General features: G+C 41.9%; 26 protein-coding genes and 1 tRNA gene. 17 read left to right on the forward strand and 10 right to left on the reverse strand.

Translation table 11 applies throughout. The features are described from left to right. The first annotated feature begins 29 nt into the window (after nucleotides 1-29). From NDN60_RS01725 to NDN60_RS01745, 5 genes are all read left to right on the forward strand, one after another. Entirely contained in the window at nucleotides 30-566 is a 537-nt protein-coding gene (locus NDN60_RS01725) for an HdeD family acid-resistance protein (RefSeq protein ID WP_056948812.1), read from the forward strand. A gap of 125 nt (nucleotides 567-691) precedes the next feature. Then, complete coding sequence (rapZ, locus tag NDN60_RS01730) at nucleotides 692-1576, forward strand: RNase adapter RapZ (RefSeq protein ID WP_011374234.1); 885 nt, start codon at nucleotides 692-694, stop codon at nucleotides 1574-1576. Further along, nucleotides 1573-2607 (forward strand): gluconeogenesis factor YvcK family protein, encoded by a 1035-nt coding sequence (locus NDN60_RS01735; RefSeq protein WP_099947265.1) that lies wholly within the window; start codon nucleotides 1573-1575, stop codon nucleotides 2605-2607. Before rapZ ends, NDN60_RS01735 begins: the two co-directional genes overlap by 4 nt. Before the next feature lie 2 nt (nucleotides 2608-2609). Next, nucleotides 2610-3554, forward strand: a complete 945-nt coding sequence (whiA, locus tag NDN60_RS01740) for a DNA-binding protein WhiA (RefSeq protein ID WP_011374236.1) — start codon at nucleotides 2610-2612, stop codon at nucleotides 3552-3554. 91 nt (nucleotides 3555-3645) lie between these two features. Further along, entirely contained in the window at nucleotides 3646-4101 is a 456-nt protein-coding gene (locus tag NDN60_RS01745) for a MarR family winged helix-turn-helix transcriptional regulator (protein WP_099947267.1), read from the forward strand. Nucleotides 4102-4214: 113 nt separating this feature from the next. Here the strand turns inward: NDN60_RS01745 and NDN60_RS01750 are convergent, their stop codons facing one another. The 3 genes from NDN60_RS01750 to NDN60_RS01760 all read right to left on the reverse strand — a co-directional run bounded on the left by NDN60_RS01750 (nucleotide 4215) and on the right by NDN60_RS01760 (nucleotide 6671). Next, the gene (locus tag NDN60_RS01750) at nucleotides 4215-4739 is read right to left on the reverse strand and encodes a DsbA family protein (RefSeq protein ID WP_099947627.1); all 525 of its coding nucleotides are present in this window, start codon (nucleotides 4737-4739) and stop codon (nucleotides 4215-4217) included. A 222-nt stretch (nucleotides 4740-4961) separates the two neighbouring features. Next, on the reverse strand, nucleotides 4962-5546 hold the full coding sequence (gene clpP / locus NDN60_RS01755; RefSeq protein WP_004265909.1) for an ATP-dependent Clp endopeptidase proteolytic subunit ClpP: 585 nt from the start codon (nucleotides 5544-5546) through the stop codon (nucleotides 4962-4964). 543 nt (nucleotides 5547-6089) lie between these two features. Continuing rightward, a complete protein-coding gene (locus NDN60_RS01760; RefSeq protein WP_016264752.1) occupies nucleotides 6090-6671 on the reverse strand; it encodes a glycoside hydrolase family 73 protein in 582 nt (193 codons plus the stop codon). Nucleotides 6672-6885: 214 nt separating this feature from the next. Between NDN60_RS01760 and NDN60_RS01765 the strand changes: the two genes are divergently transcribed. The 4 genes from NDN60_RS01765 (at nucleotide 6886) to NDN60_RS01780 (ending at nucleotide 13887) form a co-directional block, all read left to right on the forward strand. Continuing rightward, nucleotides 6886-7845 (forward strand): nucleoside hydrolase, encoded by a 960-nt coding sequence (locus NDN60_RS01765; RefSeq protein ID WP_099947628.1) that lies wholly within the window; start codon nucleotides 6886-6888, stop codon nucleotides 7843-7845. Nucleotides 7846-8036: 191 nt separating this feature from the next. Further along, the gene (locus tag NDN60_RS01770) at nucleotides 8037-11972 is read left to right on the forward strand and encodes an adhesive domain-containing protein (RefSeq protein ID WP_250790769.1); all 3936 of its coding nucleotides are present in this window, start codon (nucleotides 8037-8039) and stop codon (nucleotides 11970-11972) included. Between the two features lie 114 nt (nucleotides 11973-12086). Next, complete coding sequence (locus NDN60_RS01775) at nucleotides 12087-13568, forward strand: hypothetical protein (protein ID WP_056948801.1); 1482 nt, start codon at nucleotides 12087-12089, stop codon at nucleotides 13566-13568. Then, on the forward strand, nucleotides 13549-13887 hold the full coding sequence (locus NDN60_RS01780; RefSeq protein WP_056948799.1) for a hypothetical protein: 339 nt from the start codon (nucleotides 13549-13551) through the stop codon (nucleotides 13885-13887). The genes NDN60_RS01775 and NDN60_RS01780 overlap by 20 nt, the downstream gene beginning before the upstream one ends. A gap of 75 nt (nucleotides 13888-13962) precedes the next feature. On the opposite strand, the gene NDN60_RS01785 is transcribed toward NDN60_RS01780, so the two are convergent. Next, nucleotides 13963-14074 (reverse strand) — tRNA-OTHER (locus NDN60_RS01785). Nucleotides 14075-14613: 539 nt separating this feature from the next. On the opposite strand from NDN60_RS01785, the gene NDN60_RS01790 reads away from it, so the two are divergent. Then, nucleotides 14614-15258, forward strand: coding sequence for an NAD(P)H-binding protein (locus tag NDN60_RS01790; RefSeq protein WP_016264756.1), 645 nt, complete (start codon nucleotides 14614-14616; stop codon nucleotides 15256-15258). Between the two features lie 99 nt (nucleotides 15259-15357). Continuing rightward, the gene (locus tag NDN60_RS01795) at nucleotides 15358-15738 is read left to right on the forward strand and encodes a winged helix-turn-helix transcriptional regulator (RefSeq protein WP_025016307.1); all 381 of its coding nucleotides are present in this window, start codon (nucleotides 15358-15360) and stop codon (nucleotides 15736-15738) included. On the opposite strand, the gene NDN60_RS01800 is transcribed toward NDN60_RS01795, so the two are convergent. The 3 genes from NDN60_RS01800 to NDN60_RS01810 all read right to left on the reverse strand — a co-directional run bounded on the left by NDN60_RS01800 (nucleotide 15735) and on the right by NDN60_RS01810 (nucleotide 18487). Further along, nucleotides 15735-16646, reverse strand: a complete 912-nt coding sequence (locus NDN60_RS01800) for a LysR family transcriptional regulator (protein WP_016264758.1) — start codon at nucleotides 16644-16646, stop codon at nucleotides 15735-15737. The two genes, NDN60_RS01795 and NDN60_RS01800, sit on opposite strands and share 4 nt — an antisense overlap. Nucleotides 16647-16725: 79 nt before the next feature. Continuing rightward, on the reverse strand, nucleotides 16726-17589 hold the full coding sequence (locus NDN60_RS01805; RefSeq protein WP_231953066.1) for a CocE/NonD family hydrolase C-terminal non-catalytic domain-containing protein: 864 nt from the start codon (nucleotides 17587-17589) through the stop codon (nucleotides 16726-16728). 49 nt (nucleotides 17590-17638) lie between these two features. Beyond that, on the reverse strand, nucleotides 17639-18487 hold the full coding sequence (locus tag NDN60_RS01810) for a CocE/NonD family hydrolase (RefSeq protein ID WP_231953067.1): 849 nt from the start codon (nucleotides 18485-18487) through the stop codon (nucleotides 17639-17641). 261 nt (nucleotides 18488-18748) lie between these two features. Here NDN60_RS01810 and NDN60_RS01815 point away from each other — a divergent pair, with 261 nt between their 5' ends. Continuing rightward, on the forward strand, nucleotides 18749-19495 hold the full coding sequence (locus NDN60_RS01815) for an SDR family oxidoreductase (protein WP_016264760.1): 747 nt from the start codon (nucleotides 18749-18751) through the stop codon (nucleotides 19493-19495). Nucleotides 19496-19526: 31 nt separating this feature from the next. Here the strand turns inward: NDN60_RS01815 and NDN60_RS01820 are convergent, their stop codons facing one another. Beyond that, nucleotides 19527-19928: a MerR family transcriptional regulator gene (locus tag NDN60_RS01820; protein WP_035144627.1), complete on the reverse strand. Its 402-nt coding sequence runs from the start codon at nucleotides 19926-19928 to the stop codon at nucleotides 19527-19529. Between the two features lie 79 nt (nucleotides 19929-20007). Between NDN60_RS01820 and NDN60_RS01825 the strand changes: the two genes are divergently transcribed. Both NDN60_RS01825 and NDN60_RS01830 read left to right on the forward strand, forming a co-directional pair. Beyond that, entirely contained in the window at nucleotides 20008-20751 is a 744-nt protein-coding gene (locus NDN60_RS01825) for an SDR family NAD(P)-dependent oxidoreductase (protein ID WP_016264762.1), read from the forward strand. A gap of 82 nt (nucleotides 20752-20833) precedes the next feature. Next, a complete protein-coding gene (locus tag NDN60_RS01830; RefSeq protein ID WP_016264763.1) occupies nucleotides 20834-21400 on the forward strand; it encodes a hypothetical protein in 567 nt (188 codons plus the stop codon). A 21-nt stretch (nucleotides 21401-21421) separates the two neighbouring features. Here NDN60_RS01830 and NDN60_RS01835 read toward each other — a convergent pair whose 3' ends face one another. Continuing rightward, nucleotides 21422-22540: an NAD(P)-dependent alcohol dehydrogenase gene (locus tag NDN60_RS01835; protein ID WP_056948797.1), complete on the reverse strand. Its 1119-nt coding sequence runs from the start codon at nucleotides 22538-22540 to the stop codon at nucleotides 21422-21424. 110 nt (nucleotides 22541-22650) lie between these two features. Continuing rightward, nucleotides 22651-23292, reverse strand: coding sequence for a DNA-3-methyladenine glycosylase (locus NDN60_RS01840; RefSeq protein WP_011374249.1), 642 nt, complete (start codon nucleotides 23290-23292; stop codon nucleotides 22651-22653). 138 nt (nucleotides 23293-23430) lie between these two features. Here NDN60_RS01840 and NDN60_RS01845 point away from each other — a divergent pair, with 138 nt between their 5' ends. From NDN60_RS01845 to NDN60_RS01855, 3 genes are read left to right on the forward strand one after another with little or no spacing between them, the layout of a single operon-like run. Continuing rightward, entirely contained in the window at nucleotides 23431-24303 is an 873-nt protein-coding gene (locus NDN60_RS01845; RefSeq protein ID WP_056948795.1) for an ABC transporter ATP-binding protein, read from the forward strand. Nucleotides 24304-24306: 3 nt separating this feature from the next. Beyond that, on the forward strand, nucleotides 24307-25050 hold the full coding sequence (locus NDN60_RS01850; RefSeq protein ID WP_056948793.1) for an ABC transporter permease: 744 nt from the start codon (nucleotides 24307-24309) through the stop codon (nucleotides 25048-25050). After that, entirely contained in the window at nucleotides 25050-25586 is a 537-nt protein-coding gene (locus NDN60_RS01855) for a hypothetical protein (RefSeq protein WP_016264768.1), read from the forward strand. Before NDN60_RS01850 ends, NDN60_RS01855 begins: the two co-directional genes overlap by 1 nt. Nucleotide 25587: the final 1 nt, after the last annotated feature.

Genomic DNA, 25587 nt, shown 5'->3' on the forward strand with positions numbered 1-25587 from the left:
AGATTTATTAGATAGGAAGAGGTGGTAAGATGTTTAGAAGAAATGATTGGCGCTTTGATTGGTCAGAACTAATGACCGGCATTATTTTCCTAATTGGAGCGTATTTCTTATTGAATAAGCCCCAAGCAACATTATCCGGCTTAGTCATCATTGTGGCGGTGGCTGCAATTATCCGGGGAGTGGCTAAAATTAGTGTTTACGGCCAGTTAAGACAAGATACGGGTATCCGGGCGACCGTGATGTTGATTAATGCTATTTTAGATATTGTGATTGGGTTATTATTCATCTTTAATATTCCAGCGGGTATCTTCACAATGAGTTATATGTTTGCAATCTGGTTCTTGTTAGATGCGGTTGTTGGTCTATTAAATGTGAGCCATTTGAAGCAATTTAACATGGGCTTATATATGCTATCAATCATATTAAACGTTTTAGGGTTGATTGTTGGTTCGTTATTATTAATGCATCCAGTAGTTGCAGCCGTAACAATGACAACTTTATTGGGTTTTTACTTTGTGATTGTTGGTGTCAATGCGATTGTGATTGCAATTGCGCGCCGCTTATAAATGCGAAAAGTCTAGAACAACATTCAGTTGTTTTAGACTTTTTTATGTTTATAGCCGTGTTTGCTTTCAATGACACGCCAGGAATGCTACAATAGAATAACCGATAATTCGAGGAGTGGGGACTAATGACAGATACATTGAATTTAGTAGTAATTACTGGGATGAGTGGTGCGGGTAAAACCGTTGCAATGCAGAGTTTTGAAGATTTAGGCTATTTCTGTGTTGATAATATGCCACCTTCATTATTACCCAAATTTTGGGAATTAGTGAAGGAATCCGGTAAGGTTACAAAGATCGCGTTAGTGATCGATTTACGTTCGCGCGCCTTTTATGATGGGATTATCGAAATGCTTTCCGGGCTTGATAATACCCAATTTGTCACAACTAAGATTCTATTCTTAGATGCTTCTGATGAAGAACTTGTTTCTCGCTATAAAGAAACGCGTCGTTCGCACCCACTTGCGCGTAATGGTCGTTTAATGGATGGGATTCATAAGGAACGTGAATTACTAACTGAAATCAGAAACCAATCTCAGATGGTGGTTAATACGTCAATGTTATCACCTCGCGAATTACGGGAACAGATTTTCCGGGTCTTTAAGACCTCTGATAATCCGTCATTTCATATCGAAGTGATGTCATTTGGATTTAAATATGGGTTGCCAATCGATGCTGATATTGTGATGGATGTGCGCTTCTTGCCTAATCCATACTATGTTGCGGAGTTCAAAGCGTTAAATGGGTTAGATAAACCAGTCCGAGATTACGTTATGGAACAACCTGCAACAGAAAAATTTTATCAACAATTGACAGCACTATTGAAAAGTATCATGCCAGGTTATCTTAAAGAAGGTAAAACAAGTGTTACGATTGCAATCGGCTGTACTGGTGGACAACATCGCTCAGTCGCATTAGCACAACGTTTAGCGGATGATTTAGCCGTTGACTATCCAGTTGATGTGACGCATCGTGATATGAAGAAACGAAAGGAATCGGTGAACCGCTCATGACAGCTACTAATCGCATAATCCGGGTGATTAAAGGTCGTCGTCCCAAGGTGGTTGTGATTGGTGGTGGGACAGGCTTACCCGTTATTCTAAAAAGTTTACGTGAACAAAATGCGGATGCGACTGCCATTGTAACGGTTGCAGACGATGGTGGTTCATCTGGTGTGATTCGAGATTATATTAACGTTGTGCCACCTGGCGATATTCGCAACGTTTTGGTGGCTTTATCAGATTTACCACAGTTAACGCTCGATATTTTTCAATATAGATTTAAATCACATGATGCCTTCTTTTCAGGGCATGCAATTGGTAATTTAATCATTGCGGCGCTTTCTGAAATGGAATCCGGCATCTTTGACGCGGTCCAACGACTTTCAGAAATGATGGCTGTCGATGGGCATGTTTACCCAGCCGCTAATGTGGCCTTAACGCTAAATGCAGCTTTCCAAGATGGCACAGAATTGGCCGGTGAATCTGAAATTACCGCAGCACGCAAACAAATTAAGCGTGTCTGGGTGACCAAGACAGATCCTGAGGATCAAGAGGAACCAACCGCAGTTCAAGAAGTTGTCGCAGCGATCATGGCCGCTGATGTGGTGGTCCTCGGTCCAGGAAGCCTATTTACCAGCATTTTACCTAATTTAATGATTAAAAATCTTGGTGAGGCAGTTAAGCAAACCAAAGCCGAGGTTATTTACATTTGTAATATCATGACTCAAAAAGGCGAGACCGAGCGCTTCACAGATGCTGACCATGTCCGGGTTTTGAATGAACATCTAGGGCAACATGTGGTGGACACAGTTCTTGTCAATACTGGTCAGGTGCCAGCTAATTATTTGGATCACCAAAAATATGATGAAATTTTATGGCCAGTCGAACATGACTTTGATGGGCTGAGACAACTAGGTTGCCGAGTGATTTCGGATAATTTCTTAAAGCTCGATAATCATGGCGTCTTCCATAATGGTCAAAAGGTCGCAAGTGAAATTATGAATCTTGCCTTTCAGGTTAATACAACTAAGCGAGGTGAATAAGGATGGCTTCATACGCAAGTGAAGTAAAAAAAGAGCTAACGCAACTCGAAGTACATCCAGAACATGCACGTGCTGAATTGGCCGCTTTAATCAGAATGAATGGTTCATTAAGCTTGATGAACCATCAATTTGTTTTGAACGTGCAGACAGAAAATCCGGCGATCGCTCGCCGGATTTATAGTTTATTAAAGCAAAATTACCAGGTTGAATCAGAGTTATTGGTTCGCCGTAAAATGAAATTAAAGAAAAACAATCAATATATTGTGCGACTCAAGTATGATACGAATACCGTTTTAAACGACTTAAACATCGTTGCTGAAGATGGGTTTACCATTCATACACGAGTGTCAGAGGATATCATTGATGAAGATCAGCGCGTGCGCTCATATCTAAGAGGCGCCTTTTTAGCTGGTGGTTCGGTTAATAATCCGGAAACCAGTCGGTATCACTTAGAGATTTATTCACTCTACGAAGAACACAATCAAGATATTGTGCGGATGATGAATAGATTTGGGCTAAACGCTAAAACAACGGTTCGCCGCAGTGGTTATATTACTTATTTGAAGGAAGCGGAAAAAATTGCTGATTTCTTACAGGTGATTGGTGCCACGAATGCGATGTTGAAGTTTGAAGACATTCGAATTGTACGCGACATGCGTAATTCAGTGAACCGGTTAGTTAACTGTGAAACAGCCAATTTAAATAAAACGATTGATGCGGCTGCTAAACAGATTGAAAATATCGAGTATTTAAGGGATTCAGTAGGACTAGATAATTTACCCGCGAAGCTGCGGGAAATTGCATTATTACGGTTGGAATTTCCGGACATTACTTTGAAAGAACTTGGTGAAAAGATGCCGAGTGGGGCAATCTCAAAATCAGGGATTAACCATCGTTTAAGAAAATTAAATCAATTGGCTGAAGGTTACCAACAAAAAGTCATTTAGAAGAAATGATCGTTAATAAGTGCACAAGCATTGACTTTCGCAATTAAATTGTGTACACTATAAACTAACGGGTTTCCGGGGAGGAAAACATATGATTAAACCAGTATTATTAGATGAGCAATTATGCTTTTCGATTTATCGCGCACAGAAAGCTTACAACCATTTTTACGGAAAGGTCTTAAAACCTTATGGCTTAACTTATCCACAATTCATCGCAATGTTAGCATTGTGGGAACATGGGACAATGTCAGTTAAGGAATTAGGCCACCATTTAGAATTAGATAGTGGGACATTAACACCATTATTGAAACGCCTAGAAGCGGATGGTTGGGTTGATCGTAAGCGCGCATCTGACGATGAACGTCGCGTTGATGTTTCATTAACAGAGCAAGCAGAATCGCAAAAACTTGAAATTTACGAACGTGTTGGTAACTGTGTCAACTACCTAGATTTCACAAGCGACAAATATCATGACTTACGTCAAAGCATGAACGAAGTCGAAAAACATTTAAATGCTATTCAAGCTGATACTGATCGATTTGCTTAAAGCAAATAACGATGAGTGCAAAAATTAAGCGGTCAAAATCCTTGTTGTAAAGGACCTTGACCGCTTTTTATATTAAAAAGCGCGTCCTTGAGTAAATCAGGGGCGCACTTTATTTATTGAGCTTGTAAAATCATATCGAGTTCTTCTGGTGTTATTGATTCATCAAAGATGTGTTCACCAGCGATGATTGCTGGGACGAATTTGATATTGGCAGCTTGAGCTTCGTCAACAATGGCCGCTAACTGTACGGTATTATCAAGTGGACTTAGTTTAAGGTTAGCCTGCATGTATTTATCGAATTCAGAATCCGATAAATCAGGGCGCCACGTTTTTTGATGCGTGTAGAGAAAATGGATAGCGTTTAAAGCAATAGCGGGTTGATCGAAGGGTAGGTAAGTATGGGCGAGGTTACCGATTAATAGATCATCTTTATCCTTGTTATAAGGTTTGATGATTCGTCGTACTTGACCGGCTTCAACGGCCTTAGTGAGCTGTTCCTCGGATTTGAGGAACCATTTGCGACAATAGGGACAAGCTAAATTCAAAAATTCAACAAATGTGACGGGTGCTTCAGGGTGGCCAATGACAATCCCACCTTCAGTTGTCACTTGATCACTTTTAATAATACTAATATCCATCATAAAACCTCCTCTGTATTAAACTAAGTATAGCAAATACGCGGCAAAAAAGGACACCACAAGGATTAAACTTGAGGTGTCCTGTTTGAATTAATGTCCAGAATGAAAACGTGCTTCCTCAAACTACCTTTTCCGGTTAAACTAAAAATGGCAATCATGGTTGAAAAACACCATAATTGCCATTTTTGTTAATCCTCAAAGTCAAAGCGTTTGAGTCAGCAGCTATTTTGGTTGGTTAACCATAATGTCGTCAATCAAACCGTAATCTTTTGCTTCTTGGGCTGTCATGTAGTTATCACGATCAGTGTCTGCTTGTAATTTTTCGAATGTTTGGCCGGAATTGTCTGCCAAGATTTGGTTCAAGCGTTTCCGGGTCTTCAAGATTTCGCGAGCAGCGATTTCAATTTCAGTTTGCTGGCCTTGTGCACCACCTAAAGGTTGGTGAATCAAGACTGTTGAGTTAGGCAATGCAAAACGTTTGCCTTTTGTCCCAGCTGAAAGTAAAACGCTGGCCATTGAAGCAGCCATCCCCATAGCGATGGTTTGAACGTCAGATTTGATGAAGTTCATTGTGTCCATGATAGCCAAACCGGCTGTCACAGAACCACCAGGTGAGTTGATGTAGATTGAAATATCCTTATCTGAATCTTGCGCATCTAAGAATAGTAATTGCGCAATGATTGTGTTAGCCATTTGGTCGTTTACTTCACCAGATAACATGATGATCCGGTCTTTTAATAGACGAGAATAAATATCGTAGGCGCGTTCGCCACGAGATGTTTGTTCGATAACTGTCGGTACTAACATTGAATTGCCTCCTTATATAAAGCTGGGAAGGTATGTTTAACCAAAGTAATTGGTTAATCCTCCCAATAATCTATAAACCAAATTTTACAGCAAAGGTCAACTATGGTCAAATGGTAAGCCCTAAATACTGATTAATTATGTAGGGTGCAATCCCATGCCAAATATGATATACTGTTTATTAGTTAATCAGCACGTATCACTGTAGTATCAAGTATTGTTTGAAGACTTTAATCAACTGGAGTAACCCTGGAGTTACAAGTAGTGTAAAGAGGCGGCTTACGCTGTTTAAACGAGAAAATATTTAGAAACACAAGAATTGAGACATAATTGCATTAACCCAAAAATAAAACCGGCATATGAACATGCCTTAACCGTTAGCGATTTAGTACTAGCGAGCGGCGCCAATTAGTGACTGGCGCCCCGACATTATGTCAGAATTTAATATGCGAAATTAATTAGAAGGCCACCTAGAAATAGGTGGCCTTCGTCAATTCTATTAGAAAACGCCTGATATCAATTAACCGATATCAGGCGTTTTCTAATTTAAGCATCATATTCCGCCAAGTCATAGTCTTGGATTGCCTTTTTAATTTTAGTTGCGTAGTTAGGATCAGTGGCATAACCAGCTTTTTGTAAGAGGTCGGCTTGTTCCGTATAATTAGTGAGGTTGGTGAGTGTCGCGTAAGTGCCAACACTCAGAAAATCACTGTGATCTTGAATCGCGATTTCAAGAGAAGGGTAAACTTTGAAGTAATCTTTAATGGTTGTCCGTTGATTATTCTCGTATTCATCGGTGTTCATTAGGATTTGCTGGCCCGCATATTGGCCCTTAACACCAAAGAGGTTATTGGCCTTGGTTGCTAAATCGCTGCGCCCCCAGTCAGATTCGATAATGGCTTGCGCGATAATAATACTAGGTAAAACCTGATGCTTTTTTTGATAGACCAATTTAGCATTTTGACCGATTTTTTTAATGAAGCGACTTTGCCGTTGTTGTTCTTCTTGGTTAGTTTCCCAGGTGCGAGCGGGTGCTTGACTGCTTTGATGTAGGCCACAGCCGGTCAGTAGCACTAACAGGCCACTGAAAACTAGTCCGATCCGTATTTTAGACGTGATTGTTGCCAATGAATTGCCTCCCAATTGATAGTAAAGTTCAGCTTAACAAATAATACGGTAAAAGAATCAAAATACCTCCGAATTTTAGTGTGATTTAGTTAAATTTAAACAAATTTAAGAATAATCGGTTGGATTACAGTTTAGAATTTACGTTGTTCGCGCAATGCGGTACACTAAAGTTAGTACCAAAAAAGCGTTCACAAAGTTTAGGAGGAGTTGTAAAATGACACACAAAATGATTTTAGATTTAGATACTGGGATTGATGATGCTTTGGCGGTTGCCTATGCATTGGGTTCACCAGAAGTTGAATTAATTGGCATTACCTCAGAATATGGCAATGTTTTGACGGAAAGAAGTGTCGTCAATAGTCAACAAATCTTACATTTATTGGGCCATCCAGAAATCCCTGTTTATTTAGGGGCTGGTCATTCTACGACGACTAACGACTTTAGTGTGTTACCAATTAGTGCGGAAATCCACGGGCAAGATGGGGTCGGCGAAATACATTTAACACAACCGCATGCGGATGCCGCTAGTCAATCAGCCGTTGATTTTATACTAGCTGCTTGTCAACAGTATGGGGCTGATCTCAGCATTGTCGCGACTGGACCAATGACGAATTTAGCATTAGCAATTCAAAAGGATTTACCAACGCTTCAAAAAGTGGGACAAATTGTCATCATGGGTGGCGCGCTCACAGTTTGTGGGAATGTTTCGCCATATGCGGAAGCTAATATTAGTCAAGATCCAGAAGCAGCTGATTTACTTTTCAAGAGTGGGTTACCAGTCACGATGGTCGGCTTAGATGTGACACTCAGAACACTCTTCACTAAGACGGATACCCAGGAATGGCGGGAACTTGCAACGGATGCGGCCAAAGCCTATGCTGATATGGTTGATTATTATATTAAGGCGTATGAAGTAACATCACCTCATTTACATGGTTGTGCCTTACATGATCCATTAGCAGTTGCGGTAGCAATTGATCCCAGTCTCGTGACAACCTTCCCATTGAATCTGAAAACAGAGGTCGAAGGGCCTTCGCGCGGTCGGACAATCGGCGACAATGCTCGCTTGGACGATCCGAAAACGAGAACGGCTGTCTGCGTTCAAGTCGATACCCCTCGCTTTTTGAACGCGTTTAAAACACGGATTGGCCAACTCTTAAAAGCAGTAAAATAATTAACAAGCAGAAAAATAGGATTATTAAATTGGAGGTCGTATATTAGCATTAAAATAAGCGCCTGTGGCTAATTTAGTCATGGGGGCTTTTTTGTGTTATTTTTTTATAACTAATAATTACCATAAGCACATAATTGCCTTTTGTGTTTTGTGAATGTTAATTTGAGATTATACGAAAGGAGTGTTGCCATATGAAAAAGGTTAGTCGTAAGAAAATGCTCAGGCGGACATTGTATGTCTGTAGTGGTACGTTATTATTACTAAATAGTGGTGTTGGGGTGGCAAGTGTCTTTGTCATTAATCAAAATCGGGCGCAAGCGAGCCAGGTGAATCCACGGGCCGGCTTAGCTGATGTCTCGATTTTACAAAATGCGAGTTTAACCTCGACAACGGGGACACAAATGACCCCTAATGCAGAGGGGAACTTTGATTTATCGTTAAACTACACAGGACAAGGTGTCGCCACAGTCGGTGTTGCGGATAAAAAGGTGTTAGTTTATGCTTTACCCGCTTCACTTCAGGGGAAGGTTGTTGGTGGTAGTACAGTTGATATTCAAGCTGATCTTTTACCAATTACACCCGGGGATATCCCAGGTGTTAAGCCGTTATTTGATGCGTTAGGCTTAGCGATTACTGCATTGGATAAGGCTTTAAAAATTCCAGCAGTAGTTGCAGCCTTTGATGATTTGAAGCAAGTTCAAAGTTTAGGTAGTTATCAAGAAACGGTAACTGCTAATGTCTCCCCGGATGGCAAAACAATTTCGGTCGACTTTACGCAAGGATTTGGGCGTTATGTCCACCAAGCTTACGCAGCCTTATTCCATAGTCTCCGGGATGCGATTGCAGCCGTTCATTCGGACAATATCCTAATTGAGACTTTAGTGAAAGCGCTTCAAAAAGCGAGCGCCGAACTTTTTGAAGTGATCGATGCGATTGCCGGTGGTACGTCAACAATTTTAGATAGTGCTTTGAGTGGTAATTTATTAGGCTCAGCTAGTGGGACCTTGCATACGACGGTTAGTGATCCGGGTGTGCCAACTGCTACGGTGAAAGCAGCAGCCATTAATAATGCCTTAATTTCAGCAGACATTTTGACCGCGATTGAGCAAGAAGGGGAAGCAGTAACATTGAATTTCCCAACGACTGCGACTAACCCGATTGAAAATTATGATGTGGCAACGCCAACGGTAACCCGACCAGTGGCGGGGCAAACAACAGTCGCTGGTAATGTGATTTTAAAAGAACCGATTCCAGCTGGCACCACTTTTGAAGCAGTTGTAACCCTGGATGATGGCACAACTAAGACTGCGGCAGTGCAGGCTGACGGAACGTTTGTCGTGGATACGGGGGCTTTAACAGCTGGTCAAATTTTATCGACAAAAGTGGTGGCAACTAACGGCCAATATACAAAAGAAAGTACAGCGGTTGAATCAACGGTTAGTGATGTTTCAACTGAAAATCCAATCGAAAACTATGATGTGGCAACCCCGACAGTTGATCCTGCGACAGCGGGCGATACGAAATTAGACGGCCAAGGCACATTAAAACAACCAATTCCAGCTGGCACCACCTTTAAGGCTGTTGCAATCTTGGCGGACGGAACGGAAGTCAGTGGTGATGTGGACACGACGACCGGTAAATTTAGTATCGGCACCGATCCATTAATTGTCGGCGATGTGACAGTAAAAGTCGTGGCAACAAACGGTCAGTTCACGAAACCAAGTGCCAACGTGACGGTCACAGTCGCCGATTCATCAACTGAAAATCCAATCGAAAACTATGATATGGCAACCCCGACAGTTGATCCTGCGACAGCAGGCGATACGTCATTAGACGGCCAAGTGACATTGGCACAACCCATTCCAGCTGGCACAACCTTTAAGGCCGTCGCAACTTTAGCGAATGGGACAGAAGTCAGCGCTGACGTGGATACGACGACCGGTAAATTTAGTATCGGCACCGATCCATTAATTGTCGGCGATGTGACAGTAAAAGTCGTGGCAACAAACGGTCAGTTCACGAAACCAAGTGCCAACGTGACGGTCACAGTCGCCGATTCATCAACTGAAAATCCAATCGAAAACTATGATGTGGCAACCCCGACAGTTGATCCCGCAACAGCTGGGGATACGAAATTAGATGGCCAAGTGACATTAAATCAACCAATCCCAGCTGGTACGACGTTTAAAGCCGTCGCAACTTTAGCGAACGGCACTGAAGTCAGTGCTGATGTAGACACAACGACCGGTAAATTTAGTATCGATACTGATCCATTAGTCGCCGGAGATGTGGCAGTAAAAGTCGTGGCAACAAACGGTCAGTTCACAAAACCAAGTGCGAATGTAACGGTGACGGTTGCTGATGCACCAATCGAGAATCCAATCGAAAACTATGATGTGGCAACACCAACAGTTGAAAAATCTTTTGCTGGTGATACGAGCGTTAAGGGTCACGTTGACTTGAAGACGCCAATTCCAGATAATACCACTTTTGAGGCAACGGTGACACTTCCTGGTGGTCGTCAAGTTAAGGCAGATGTGCAAGCAAACGGCGATTTTACAGTTAATACAGAGGATCCGCTAGTTGCGGGTAGTCAATTAGCCATACATATTACAGACATTAATGGTCAATTTACCAAAGAAGGGGCCGCGGTCAACTCAACAGTGGCCGACGCGCTACCAACTGATCCATTAGTTAATTATCAAGTGACAACCCCAACCTTGGATTCAGCAACCGATGGGCAAACTAAGGTGAGCGGGCATGTAAACTTACAGGTCCCAATTCCAGACGGTACAACGTTCAAAGCTGAAGTGCAATTACCTGATGGGGCAACTGTTGCGGCTGATGTACAGGCTAACGGTGATTTTGAAATTCCAACGCGGGCGTTAGTTGCGGGTGAAAGTTTATCCGTGAAAGTAATCGCACAAAATGGGATCTATCAAAAAGAAAGTGCACCAGCCTCATTATTGGTTAGCGAAGCTGTACCAACCAATCCACTTGAAAATTATACGGTGGCCACACCGGATGTTAATCCGATGACGACTGATGATACACAATTAACAGGGAAAGTAACGCTAACCGATATACCAGCTGGGACCACTTTTGAAGCTGTTGTGACAATGGCGGATGGTAGCACCAAACGCGCCAATGTTAGTCCCGATGGTCAATTTACAATTGAAACTGGTCAATTAGCGGCTGATGATGTTCTAGCGGTTAAAATCACTGCTAAAAATAGTGGTTATACCAAGGATAGTGCTTCAGTCGACGTAACGGTTACCCAAGCAACGGATACGAATCCATTAGCTAATTATACGGTTGCTCAACCCGTTGTAGACGCTGCTTCTGCAGGTGATACGACAGTTACTGGGAAGGTTGATCTGACAACGAACCCAGCACCAGCAGGCACGACTTTTGAAGCGACGGTTATGTTGCCAGACAGAACACTTAAAACTGCTGAAGTAGCAGCTGACGGTACTTTTACGGTCACAACGGGTGAATTAAAGGCTGATGATATATTAGAAATTCATATCACTGCCTATAATAGCGGCTATCAAAAAGACAGTAATCCAGTTCAATTAACCGTTGATGCAGCAGTCGAAACGAATCCGCTTGAAAACTATACGGTTAATGCACCAGTCGTAGCACTATTAACTGAAGGCGATACGGCAGTTAAAGGCCAGGTTAACCTAGGGATTCCGATTCCAAATGGGACGACTTTTGAAGCGATTGTGACACTTGCAGACGGGACCACTAAATCCGTTGCAATTGGTGCAGATGGTCAATTTACCGTACCAACGGAGGCCTTAGTTGCCGATGAGACGGTTGCTGTAAAGGTGGTCGCAACTAACGGTACATTTACCAAGGATAGTAGTGTCGTTTACCAAAAAGTGAGTCAAAAATTACCAACGGATCCCATTGCGGATTACGAAGTTGGGACACCAACAGTTGACCCGGTAACGGCTGATCAAACGAGTGTCACTGGTCAAGTTGTGCTTGCAGAACCGATTCCAGAAGGCACAAGTTTTGAAGCAACAGTTACCTTAGCTGACGGCACGCAAAAAACAGCCACAGTTGATGAAAACGGGCACTTTACAATCGTGACCGGCAACTTAACTGAGGGTGATTAACTAACGGTTAAGGTAACCGCTAAGAATAGTATTTATACTAAAGATAGTGCGCTAGTAACGGTCAACGTTGGTCCGGCAGTTGAACAAAATCCACTCGCTGATTACGATGTCAATATGCCAGTATTGAATCCGGCTAAAGCGGGCGAAACACATGTCAGTGGCTCTGTGACGTTGAAACAACCAGCACCAGCAGGCACAACATTTGAAGCGAGCGTGACATTACAAGATGGCACAACGACGACAGCGACAATCTTGCCATCTGGTGAATTTACAGTTGGTACAAAACCGTTGACAGCCGGTGAAATACTATCAGCTAAAGTAACTGCGATTAACGGGAACTTCAAGAAAGACAGTCAGACAGTCAGTTTGACGGTTGATGCAGGTTTACCAACTAATCCGATTGAAAATTACGACGTGGCAACACCGATGATGCAACTGGCAGTTGAGGGCGATAAGGCAATCAAGGGGCAAGTTACATTAGTCCAACCAATTCCAAATGGGACTAGTTTTAAAGCAATGATTACATTACCAGATGGAACGACGAAAGAGACAACCATCAATAGTAGTGGTCAGTTCGAATTAACGACCGATGCATTAGTGGCGGGTCAAACCTATACCGCTAAAGTAGTCGCAACAAATGGTGCGAATATGAAAGAAAGTCAATCTGCTTCGGTCACTGTCTCTGAAAAAGAAGAAACAGATCCATTAGTTGATTACAACGTGGCAACGCCGACGATTAAGCAAGGTGTTGCGGGTGAAACACAAGTTAGTGGACAAGTTCAACTGGATCCAGATTGGCCAGAAGGCACAACCTTTGAAGCAGTAATTGTTTTACCAAACGGTCGGACACGCGCTGTGAGACTTGATTCTGGCGCAGTGGCACCGGATGGCAAATTTACAATTAATACAACGGCGCTAACGGCTGATCAAAAAGTCTTGGTTAAAATTGTTGCTAAAAATGGCACTTTCACGAAAAACAGTGCAAACGCTGAAATGATTGTTAAAGCAGCCCCAATCACTGACCCATTAGAAACCTATGACGTGGCAACCCCAAGTGTTGATCCAGTTAAAGCTGGCGACACAAAAGTGACAGGTAAAGTCGAATTAGTAACGCCAATTCCAGACGGGACAACTTTTGAAGCTGTTGTGACATTGCCAAGCGGTAAACAAGTGAAAGTAACAGTTGATTCAAACGGCAACTTCACATTACCAATCGACGCAGTTAAAGCAGGTGACAAATTAACGGTCGAAATAATCGCACATAACGGCGATCACGAAAAGGGTAGCGATAAAGTCAATGTGACCGTTGAAACCGGTAATCCAGGTGAGACGAACCCACTAGAAAACTACGTCGTGGCCAAACCAAGTGTTGATCCAGTTAAAGCTGGCGATACGCAAGTGACTGGTAAAGTCACTATCAATAAGCCATTCCCTGAAGGTACAACGTTTGAAGCAAGCGTGACAATGCCTGATGGTTCCGTTAAATACGGTATGGTTGATATCAACGGCAATTTCATCGTTAAAACAGGGCAATTAAAAGCCGGTCAAAGATTGATCGTCACGATTATTGCGCATAATGGTGACCACGAATGGTAATTCAAACGGTAGTCATAATCCGGGCAACAATAATGCCGGTAATGGTGGCCAAACGAATAATGGTGGTAATGGGCAACTAGGGAATTCAAACAACGTCAATAATTTGACGAATAACGGATCGAATAGTGGTCAAAATAACCATCATATGTTAAATGTGGGTGTTAGTGACACAACTGGTAGTCAAAATGCTAACAGTAAAGCTGGCGATTTACCACAAACAGACGCCAATAAGACTGGTGTCTGGGCAGCGGTTGGGGCCTTCTTAATCGCAATGGTGGCACTATTTAAGAGCTTATTACCAATCAAACGTGATAAATAATAAGTTATCTGAATAACGCCACAAAAAAAGGGTGACCATAATGATCACCCTTTTTGCATTTTCTTGGAAGGAAAATCGAGCTAGCGGGGATTGAACCCGCATTGATCATCATTTAGTGTCTCTAACTTGATTTTTCTTGGGAGGAATTTCAAGTGATGATCAGTTCTACCGATTAAACTATAACTCATTGGTGGAGCGAATTAGACGATTACTTTAGGGAGGAATGTCTAATGAAATACATGTTCGTCAGATGATTCTTGGGAGGAATTTATCTGATGTATAAAGAATACCAATTGAATGTGAACGAAATATGAAGATTCACAGATGAAATTAAGACGAATTGACGGCTTTTATGCGAAAGCAAAAATGCGAGGTAAAAAGTCGCTGAGTAGCGGCCCTTTACCTCGCATCTTTGGTTGGCCAGCTATTGGGAGATAGCGACCTTGCAATTGAAGTTCTTGGGAGGAATTTCAATTGATTGCTTATTATTAGGATGGTTCTGGGAGAAAACCGACATAGGGAGGTATGTCGATTCGGGTTAATCAGATGATTCTTGGGAGGCGTTCATCTGATATAAATAGAATAACAATTAAATATGAACAAAGTATGAATATTTAATTGCGATTGTTAGATAAATATGACTATCTTTTTGTAAGTGCTTTTATTTGTAAAAAAGGTTAGCAGTCGCTACACTTTAGATAGTGATAAATTTAGGAGGCGTTTTAAATGGAAAAGGTATTAATATTAGGGGCGCATGGCAAGATTGCACAATTGACACGAGCACAATTGCTAGCTAAAACGGATGCGCAATTATTGTTATTTCTAAGAAAAGCGAACCGACTAACAATCCAAGATCAACAACGCGAACAGTTGGTTGAAGGCGATGCTAGCCAGCAAGCTGATTTAGTCCAAGCAATGAAGGGTGTCACAGTCGTCTACGCAAATTTAGCGGGCGCTAATATTGAAGCACAGGCTAAAGCCGTTGTATCTGCTATGAAAGCAGCGGGGGTTAAACGCTTAATTTGGATCTCAACACTCGGCATCTATGACGAAGTTCCCGGGGCATACGGTCAGTGGAACCATCAAATGTTAGATGATGGTTATTTGCCAACATACGCAGCCGCCGCCAAAGTAATTGAAACGTCAGGGTTAGCCTTTACAATTATTCGCCCAGCTTGGTTATCTGATAAGGACGAAATCGATTATGAAATCACACACCGCACGGATACTTTCAAGGGTACCGAAGTTTCCAGAAAAAGCGTCGCTGCAGAAGTTGTCCGTTTGATTCAAAACCCAACTGAAGCAGTTGGTGATTCATTGGGCTTAAATAAACCCAATACGGATGGTGACAAACCAGAATGGTACCGCTAAAAAAAGAAGGTCATAGCGACCTTCTTTTTTGTGTTCGATTTTCTTTTGACTGCGGTTAAGGTATGATAGACCAATCATAATCAAATTGAGGTGGCTTTAATGAACGAACCACAAAATCATTATACAAATGGCGTACTGATGACCTTAGCGGTGATGGGCACAAAATGGAAACCATTAATTTTATGTCATTTAGTGGATGGTCCCCAGAGACCGGCTGACTTAAAAAGAGCGGTTCAAGGAATTTCATCAAAAGTGCTGACGGATCAACTACGAGAACTAGAGCGCGATGGGATTATTACGCGGACCATTTTTAATGAAGTACCGCCACATGTCGAGTATGCCATTTCTGAATATGGGCAATCATTAGTGCCCATTCTAGGCGTGATGGCCAACTGGGGTGAAGCCCGAATTGATTTTCTAAAGCAAAGCGGTGTAGCAGTCGATTTGACTTACACAGATCATGAAAAATATGAGCTTTAAGACTCACCAGAATTATCGAGTTTAAGTGATGCGGTCAGTTGCGCCAATAGTGCATTTCGATTGGTTTTGCGCGTGACTGTTACAATATTTTGATCCTGGTTAACATCTTCTAAATCAATGATTTTTATATGATATTGCTGTGCCAAATTACCGTTATTCATACCGGAATATAAAAAGGCCAAACCTTTGCCAGCAGAAACAGCGGTCAAACCTTCGTCAAGGTTGTTGACGTAATAATCCGCACGTAAGTTAAAGCCGTTTATAAGTCCCTGATTAACGACATAGTCGACGATAATTGGGGATTGTTTGCGTTCCAATAATATAAACGTTTCCGATTCAAGTTCTGAGAATTTTAACGAGGGTTGTTGTGCCAGATGATGTTTTTGGGGGAGCGCAATTTGTAGATGATTGGCCATAAAAAAGTGCTTTTCAATGTTTTGATTTCCTGCGAAGTAAGATGCTAAGCAAAAAACTAAGTCATAACGGCCGTTATTTAGGCCATCGGCTAAATTCATAGGGGTATCATCAGTTAGCAAAATTTTAACATTTGGGTGAGTCGCTTTAAATGTCGCTAAGCGTTCCTCTAAAGGCGACAGATTAAAATTGGGTAAAACGCCAATTCTAATAACCACCGAAGATTGTGAGACATCTTTTTGGTCATCAAAAAGGTGGGTTAAATGATCCAATTTCTCGAGAACGTCGATTGTTTCGGTGAAAAATTTTTCACCAGCATCGGAGAGTTGAACACTATACTTATGTCGAATCAGGAGCGTGACACCTAACTCAGCCTCTAATTCTTGAATATGCCGGCTGAGTGTGGGTTGGGAAATATATAAATTATTAGCCGCCCGCGTAAAACTTTTTTCGGTGGCAACTTCAACAAAGTATTGTAATGTAGAGATCTTCAATGGGGGCCTCGATTCAAAAAAATATGTTTGTAGTAACTGTAATAAAGTTACTACAAACATATTGGATCAACAAGTTTTATTATTTGTTAAGAAGGGGAAGTTGGATATAGGAAGCATATTGACCGCCGGTATGGACGGTATGTGTACCATGATTATCTGGCGTACAGCCAGGTGTACCCGGCATAACGGATCCTAATTCGTCTTTTGAACTGATAACAACTCTCAAAGTCTCGCCAGCTTTGTAGGCAAGACCAAGTGGACTCAGTACGATATCTAACGCAACGATTTCGTTTTCGGTGAGTTTATTGACTTGGTCAAAAGTATAAGCGGGAATTTCAGGAGTTGTTAGTTTAGTATCAAGGTTTCGCATGGAAGCTCGTAATCGGCCCCAGGCACCTTTATACCGTAAAGCCGAAGCGCCTTCTTGTGTGAAATCCTGCAAAGCCGCGCCATGATTAGGCACGACGAATTCACTGAGTACGTTGCCACGACGGTCTAGTTTTTGAATCCAAACGAAGACGTCCAGATCATTGTAATCCGTAACACTCATGAAGAGTTTTGCTTTAGGATAACCAACAAATTGTGTGTCTTGATCGAAGGTCATTTGGAATGATGTTCTGCCAGGGAGGCCGCCAGCTAAATAACTAACTGGTAAATCATTTTGTTCGGGTGTTAGTTGTAAAGTTCTAGATTGACCGTTTAGATAGTATTTAGTAGTAACGCTTTCGGTAGGCGGGAAAGCTGTTGCTGGAATGTCAGTTTGGTTTGTCCCTTTAAAATCAATAATGCTATAGCGTACTTTGGGAGTTGTTAACCAATCATTGTCTTTTCCCAGTAAATAAAAGTCAAAGAAGCGCCGTAATTCTTCTGTGTTTTCTTGATCGTAATAATAGGGCCATTCCTGGCGATCATGGATTCGTAACCATTTTTCTTTTGAGCCCAATGTTCGCCATGAACGGAACGTGCCCATCGTGTGAAGTGTGTTTGAATAACTAGCGATGACAAAAGCGGGGGATGGTAATTTGACTTGGATCTGCCACTTTATCTTGCCAAATTGGTGCGTCAGCTAAAGGCGCCGATTGCATTTCTTTAGCGAGATCTTCTCGTTGTGCGTGCTTGGCACTGACGTGATTCACAGCGAGTCGTTCAATAAAGTTGGTGTCAGGAATACCACCAATGAAGGCTAAATCACGATAACCATCAGACAAGCCTTCAGTGGGATTAATGCAAGTTAGATGTGGTGGCATTTCAGCAGCAATGTACCATTGTGAAAAAGCAAGGTATGACGTCCCGGTTAGCGCGGTTTTGCCATTTGACCATGATTGAGCCGCTAACCATTCGATTAAATCGTAACCATCTTGGGCTTCTTGTGAGCCAAGCATTGTTGTATTGCCTTCGCTGTGGGCAATCCCTCGCATATCAGGATTACAGACGGCATAACCATGTTGTACCCAATAAGCAGGATCAGGCGCTTCAAACTTAGTGAGGCCTGAATTCCAAGTATTGCCCATTCCTAACATATTGAACAAGTTCTTGTAACGGGGTGCAGTACCAGCACTTTTACCATAAGGACTCCAGGCAATTAGTGTAGGTACTTTTTCTTCAGTAACGGGCAGATAAATATCAGCGTAGATAGTAACGCCATCGCGCAATGTAACAGGCGTGTCTTTTAACATTTTAATATCGCATGAAAGGGGTTTGAAGCCTTCAGCAATTTGTTGTCCTTTTTTAAGAATCACCTCTTTTGTTTCAAACGGGCTAAGGACACCGTGTTCGATACCATTATCGAGATAGTTAAAAGAGGGGCTAAAAATCATTTCTTCAGTAATTTTGACTGTCATTTGTCTTACCTCCAAGTTGTGTGTTAAGTTCCTAAGCACCTTGAAGTATACGGTGCAAAATTTTGGAAGTACAATTGCAAATTTGAATAGGAAACATTCAAAAAATGTATTATTCAAAAATTAAATAATACATTAAGTTAAAAAAGTACCAGCTATGTTACAAAACTTACTTTAAAGTGCCTTAGTTAGTCGAAAGTGCGTAATTGTTTATTCTGATAAGCCGCCTATACTAACCTTATCAACTAAAAGTGAGGGATAAAAATGACAATTCAAAATAAAGTCGTCGTGATTACCGGCGCATCAAGTGGGATTGGTAAAGAAACAGCTACGTTATTAGCAGCTAAGGGGGCCAAGTTGGTCTTAGCGGCCCGTCGTGAAAGTATGTTAGCACCATTGGCTGCATCGTTGACTGCTAAATATGATACGGAGATTATCTATCAAAAAACAGATGTGACGCAGTTAGCGGATGTAAAAGCCTTGATTGATTTTACAATCACTAAATTTGGGCGCATCGATGTGTTGTTTAACAATGCCGGGTTAATGCCTGTTTCAATGTTGCGTGACGGTAAAGTCGATGAGTGGGAAGCAATGATTGATATTAATCTGAAGGGTGCCTTATACGGTATTAAATACGCACTACCAATCATGGAACAACAAAAGAGTGGCCATATTATCACAACTGATTCGGTTGCGGGCCATTTTACAGGTGAAGGTTCGTCTGTTTATTCAGCCACTAAATATGCGATGCGGGCTGTTATGGAAGGCTTACGAGTTGAAGAAGTTGGTAAAGGTATCAAATCAACGCTGATTTCACCAGGGCATGCGCAAACTGAATTGGCCGCTAAAATTAGTGATCCGAAATTAAGAGAAGCGGTTCTCAAGAGTGAATCAGAAACTGGCTTAAGTGCCAATGATGTGGCTAACGCCGTGGTTTATGCAATTGATACACCAGATAACGTGGGAATCAATGAAGTTATCTTACGATCGATTGATCAAAGAGATTATTAGTCAAAAAAAGCCGTGCTAATGCACGGCTTTTTTACTGTTCTTTAAGATAGGTAAACATGGTACCGATAATTTCTTTAGCATTAGAATCTGTGTAAACTGATAGTTTAAGGTCAATTTCGTCCAAGCCTTCAAGTAATGCTTGTTGCTTTTTAACGACCGCGGCTCTATGATTCAGCAGAAGTGTCTTGCGGGCTTCAATTGATTCTGGTCCAATCATGCAGTAGTCAATATATTGCTTGATGTCAGCAATTTTCATCTGCGTATTTTTTAAGCAACAGATTGTATGAATGAGAGACATGTCGGCATCGGTAAAGGCTCGGTAGCCGCTACTATCTCTTTTGACAAAAGGTAATAGACCTTGTTTATCATAATAGCGAATCGTATAGATTGAGAGGCCGGTTATTTGAGAAACTTGTTTAATTGAGTATGTCATAATATTTTTTCAATTCTTTCTTGCACTAGAGTATGGTCTATTGTTTATACTGTAAAGAAATCAAAGGAGATAGTCAATTATGAAAACTGCATTAGTAACAGGTTCAGATAAAGGATTAGGATTTGAATTGGTCAAGAATTTAAGCCAAAACGGTTGGCAAGTGATTTTAGGCGTCCGCAATTTAGAGCGTGGCAACCAGGCAATTAGTCAGTTAACATCATTAGGACTAACTAATCTGAGCCTTGTGCAACTCGATTTAATGGACGAGGTTAGTATTAAAGCAGCTGCCGTTGAAATTGAGCAAAACCATACACAACTATCATTACTAATTAACAATGCGGGTATTCCCGGCAAGGAATACGTGGGTTATGAAACGCCGCTTGAGGATCTAAAAGCCACGATGCAAGTCAACTTCTTTGGCACCTATCTACTGATTAACCAATTAACGGGATTGCTGCATCAAAATCAAGGCACAATCGTCAACATTACAGTGCCAACTAACGCCAATCATCTTTGGAACCCACTCGCCTATAAAACAAGTAAGGGCGCTCAAAATGTGATGACGACTTCGCTGGGGATTTCGTTTGAACAACAAGCGCAAAACATATTAATTTACGCCGTTCATCCAGGTATTATGTCGACGGACTTAAACAATAACGTCACGGGACCTTTCGTGCATTCTGCCGAAGTGGTTGGCAAAAAAATTATTCAAACGATTTTAAATAAAAAACACCGGTCGGGCGACTTTGTTGAAATCTATCATCAGATTCCAGATAATGCGTTAGTTCGCATGTTAGCAAAGCGGTTTGGGCCACAAGATTAGGGATGCTTCCTGATTAAAAAAGATTGTATTCTAAATCGAAGATATCTATAATGAAGCCTATTCTGTTAGAAGAGGTTACAAAATGTCATTGATTGGAATTTTAATTGTTTTTTATTTTTGCTATAGCCAGTTTAAAGCAGAACGGCCAAGACGTTTCCGCTATCTTTTACTACCACTCTACGCGTTATTGATGTTTGTCACGACTTTTAAGCTGAACGCTACGAATCTGTTGTTGGCTGCCGTTATTATCTTATTGGGAATTGCGATTGGCACTTTTCAAGGTCGGTTTGCGCAACTGTCTTTAGAAAATGTTCAAGGCCAAACGAAAGTTAGCATTAGAGGTGGTTGGCCGTTTCTATTAGGCTGGGGATTAATCTTGGGAATTCAAATTTTGTTAAGTATTTTTTTAGCGCACCACCAAATGGATACAGCAGAGCTCTCCCAAGAAGTTTTGCACAGTGCGCTAGAAGAATTATTACCATTTAGAAGAATTTACGCCTTTGACTGGTGGATTCTATGGGCCTTGTCGGGAAGTAGTAGTTTAGCTTATACTGGGATGTTGGCTTATCGATCATCAGATTTTCGGCAGGCAATCCGGCGAAGATCACATCGGAAAGCAGATAAAAATTCAAAAAAGCGAGATGCCTAAGCATCTCGCTTTTATTTTGGATTAGAGTTGGTAATCTGGGTCGATAATTAAGACGGGTTTGATTGTTTCGCCCTTAATTGATGCTTCATTTGCAAGATTGATATCTTCGAAGCGATAGAATTTTTCAGTTTTATCAAATGGGAACATCCCTTGACGGTAGAATTCGATTAAACGTGGAATATCGATTTGGGGGATTGAATCGCCCATATTAACTCCGACAACTGATTTATCGTTAACACACAAGTCGTTCCAAGTATCGAGATCGATATGGTTAGGGGTAACAGCGATCGTTGCTGAAACACCACCTTGGCAAAGTGCTTTGATTGAGTCTTCCATGACTGGTGTAATCCCAGTGGTATCGACACAGAAGTTCACACCACGGCCGTTAGTGAGTGCTTGAATAGCGGCCACCACATCGTCTGTTTGACGACTATTAATCGTATCAGTGGCGCCAAGTTCTTTAGCGAGTGCTAAGCGTTCGTCGATAATGTCAACTGCGATGACTTTGGTACAGCCTGAAATTTTACCAGCCATCATTGCGGCTAAACCAACGGCCCCTGTGCCGAAGACGGCGATTGTATCACCAAGTTTTGGTTTTAAAGTATTTAAAACAGTACCACTACCAGTGACGTAGCCACAACCAAGCGGTCCGAGTTCACGTAAATCTAAATCATCAGGCACTTTAACGGCATTTCGTTCACGAACGACAGTCGTTGTGGTGAATGATGATTGATCAAACATATCAGCAACATGGTGTTCGTTTTCAGTAAAGTGTGAACTACCATCTGGACGTACGCCAGAAAGGTTATTTTCAGCATAGTTTAAGCATTGGGTTGGCATCCCTTTAAGACAGTTTTCACAAATGCCACAAGCATAAAATGACAGGACAACATGATCGCCAACTTTTAAACTTTGGACGTTTGAGCCAACTTTTTCAACAATCCCGGAACCTTCATGACCAAGTATGATTGGATAGCCAATAATTGCGTCGCCTTTACGCAGCGCTTCATCAGAATGACAAATCCCGCTAGCGACCATGTGGACTTGCACATCGTCTGGATGAAGTGGGGCCAATTCGATATTATCTTTAATGACAAATGGTGCACCTTGTTGTTCAACAACGGCTGCTTTAATTTTCATGAGAATACCCTCTTATTTAAATATTTAATTCACAAATAATTATAACGTTTTTAGAATCGTTTACAATATTAAATTAAGGCTATCAAGTAAAAAGGTTGAATAACCGGACCCTAAAGCCATCCGTGTTGTTCACGGTCCCAATCTTTTTTCAAAGTGCCGCTGACATAGGGATTACCGGTAATAAAATAACGGTAAGGGAGTTGGCCACTGGCCGCTTTAGCGTTAACCCCGATGCGTGGCGCCGTTGTAATGTGACGTGGTTGGCGCCGATTTGCGAGATCAATTGTTAATGGTGCGGTAGCCACATTTTTAAAAGTTAGTTGTTTATCATGAATCCCTAAGGCGCCCATTAATTTGCCGGGGCCGTTAGTGAGGTTAACACTAGGCTTGTTCGGTCGATTGCGCTGCATCTGTGCCAAACCATGTGTAGGTTCAATAGCTCGGATCAACACGCCCTGGGGCTGATCCACAGCTTGCGTCACGATATCAAATAGGAAGAAACTGCGTAATTGGTAGATATAAATTGTGCCCGGTTCGTGATAAAGGGGTTCACTAAACGGCGTGCGTCGCCCGTTATAAGCGTGTGCGGCAGTATCTTGAGCACCCATGTAGGCTTCGGTTTCAACGATTAAGCCACCGAGGGTCCCTTGGTGGCTCGTGTATAACAGGTGAGTCCCCAGTAAATCACGAGCAATCTCAGTTGTGGGCCGATTGGTGAAAAAAGCCATTGGTGCTGGTTGTATGGTTGTCATCTTAAAACCTCCAAACAAATTCATTTTAACACGGTGCTGCGAAGATGTGACATTTGTCATATCAAAATCATGACAAATGGGTCTAAGCGTGCGGGAGAGACTTCGCTATACTGAGTTTATTCAAACGAGGTGACTAAGATGATTGATATTCAACAATTAAAAATGCAATTCGATTCCCAAGTTGTTTTAGCAGGACTTGATTTAACTGTTCAACCGGGTGAAATTATCGGCTTGGTCGGTGCTAATGGGGCCGGCAAATCAACGTTAATTAACCTAATGTTGGGGCGATTAACACCGACGCAAGGTCAGATCCGTATTTTGGGCGAACAACCAAATGAAAAACACCACTTTAATCAAGTCGGCGCCATGACCCAAGGGGATGTGCCGCTAGCACGTTTAAAAGTGATCGAAGAACTGGCATTAGTGCGCAGTTATTATCAAACACCGCTACCGATTGAAACGTTGTTAACACTTGCGGACTTAACGGAACACGCCCAAAAATTAGTGTCCCAGTTGTCAGGTGGTCAATTACGACGTTTATCGTTTGCCCTCGCTATGGCGGGCAATCCACAACTTCTCTTTTTAGATGAGCCGACGGTTGGCATGGATGTTGGTAGTCGGCAGAAATTTTGGTATCAGATTGATTGTTTGAAAAAACAAGGGAAGACGACTATTTTAACGTCCCATTATTTAGAGGAAATTGAGCACATTGCGACCCGGATTTTAATTCTTAAGGCGGGCCAATTTCAATATGATGGGGACTTTGCCACGTTACAACGCCAATTCAAGGATGCGCAAGTTAGTTTTACGACGACCGAACCTCTGGATAGTTTTACACAGTGGTCAGCGGTTACCAGTGCCAGTCAAGATGGCGCAAAAGTGACATTACAAGTTAGTGATAGTGATCAGGTATTAGCACAGTTGGCACCGTTATTGCTCACAAAGGTCCACGATATTCGAATTCAAGCGAGTTCATTAGCCGATATCTATCGCGAAATAATGGGGGAATAATAGATGAAGACAGTGATGACACAAACAAAAATGGATTTTAAGCGGGCCTATTTAAGAAATCCCAGATTTGCCTTTTTCTCTTTATTAATACCAATTGGTTTTTATCTCTTGTTTACAAAAGTGATGAATCAAGGTCTAGTGAGTGCAAGTTTCAATCTACAGTACATGGTTAGCATGACGACGTATAGTTTAATTCTCAGCAATGTTTTTACGTTATCGACGCTGCTTTATAATGATATGAGGGAAGGCTTGTTAGCGTTGATTGATCTGTCACCAACTAGCAAATCGACCTATTACACGGCAAAGTTGCTTAATCTAGGCGTTATCAACGGCTTAACTATTATCGTTATTTTTGTGGTCGCAGCACTTAGCAATCAGCTCCAATTGGCATGGACAACATGGCTATTAACAGCGGGATGGTTGTGGCTAGCAAGTTTACCACTTTGTTTGCTGGGCATTAGCATTTCGTTTTTAAATGATGATAATCAAATTCAGTTGGCAGCGAATTTACTCGCATTTCCACTGGCAATTTTAAGTGGTCTTTGGTGGCCGTTAGCGCTGATGCCTAAACAGGTACAAGTCATCGGTCAGCACTTACCGGTTTATCCAATTAATCAAATCGCGCAATCAATCGTCTTAAAAAAGACGGTTCACTTCGCAGATTATGGCGTAACGCTTGGTTGGACTGTGATATTAGTTGGGCTTGTCGTATACTTAAATCATCATCAAAAGGGAGCACGTCATTAATGTCTTTTTTTAAACGTTACATTGCAATGCCCCAACAATACGGTCTTTTCCCGTATGTTTGGTTACTCTTTTTACTTTTCCCAATCGCCTATTCGTTTCCGTTTAAAACATTGCGGCAACAGGTCATTATAGGGTTGGTGCTTATTTTTGTGATCGCGTACCGCAATAGTTATGTCGCCACTACCTATCGACCGTTCTGGTTGTTGCTCCAAATGGTGGTGAGTGCGATTCTTGCGGTGATTGTTCAAGCGCTCTATCTCAGTATTTATACGGCCTGGGTGTTTGGCTCGATTCCGATGCGCCGACGTAGTTTCTGGGGTTATTACGGGGCCTATATGCTGTCAATCTTGGTACCCACGCTTTTTCTTTACTATTATTATGGTGGTCAGATGGGGCGTGATGATTGGGTTGGCTTAGCCGTCTATGGGTTATTCTGCATTTTATCCCCATTTGCAGCCGGTTCAATTCAACGTTATAATCGCAAAAATCGGCAGTTAATGCAGACCAATCAACGATTGACGGAAATCATTAAATAAA

Source organism: Latilactobacillus sp. (assembly GCF_033176295.1).
In the GTDB taxonomy this organism is placed as follows: Bacteria; Bacillota; Bacilli; order Lactobacillales; family Lactobacillaceae; genus Latilactobacillus; species Latilactobacillus sakei.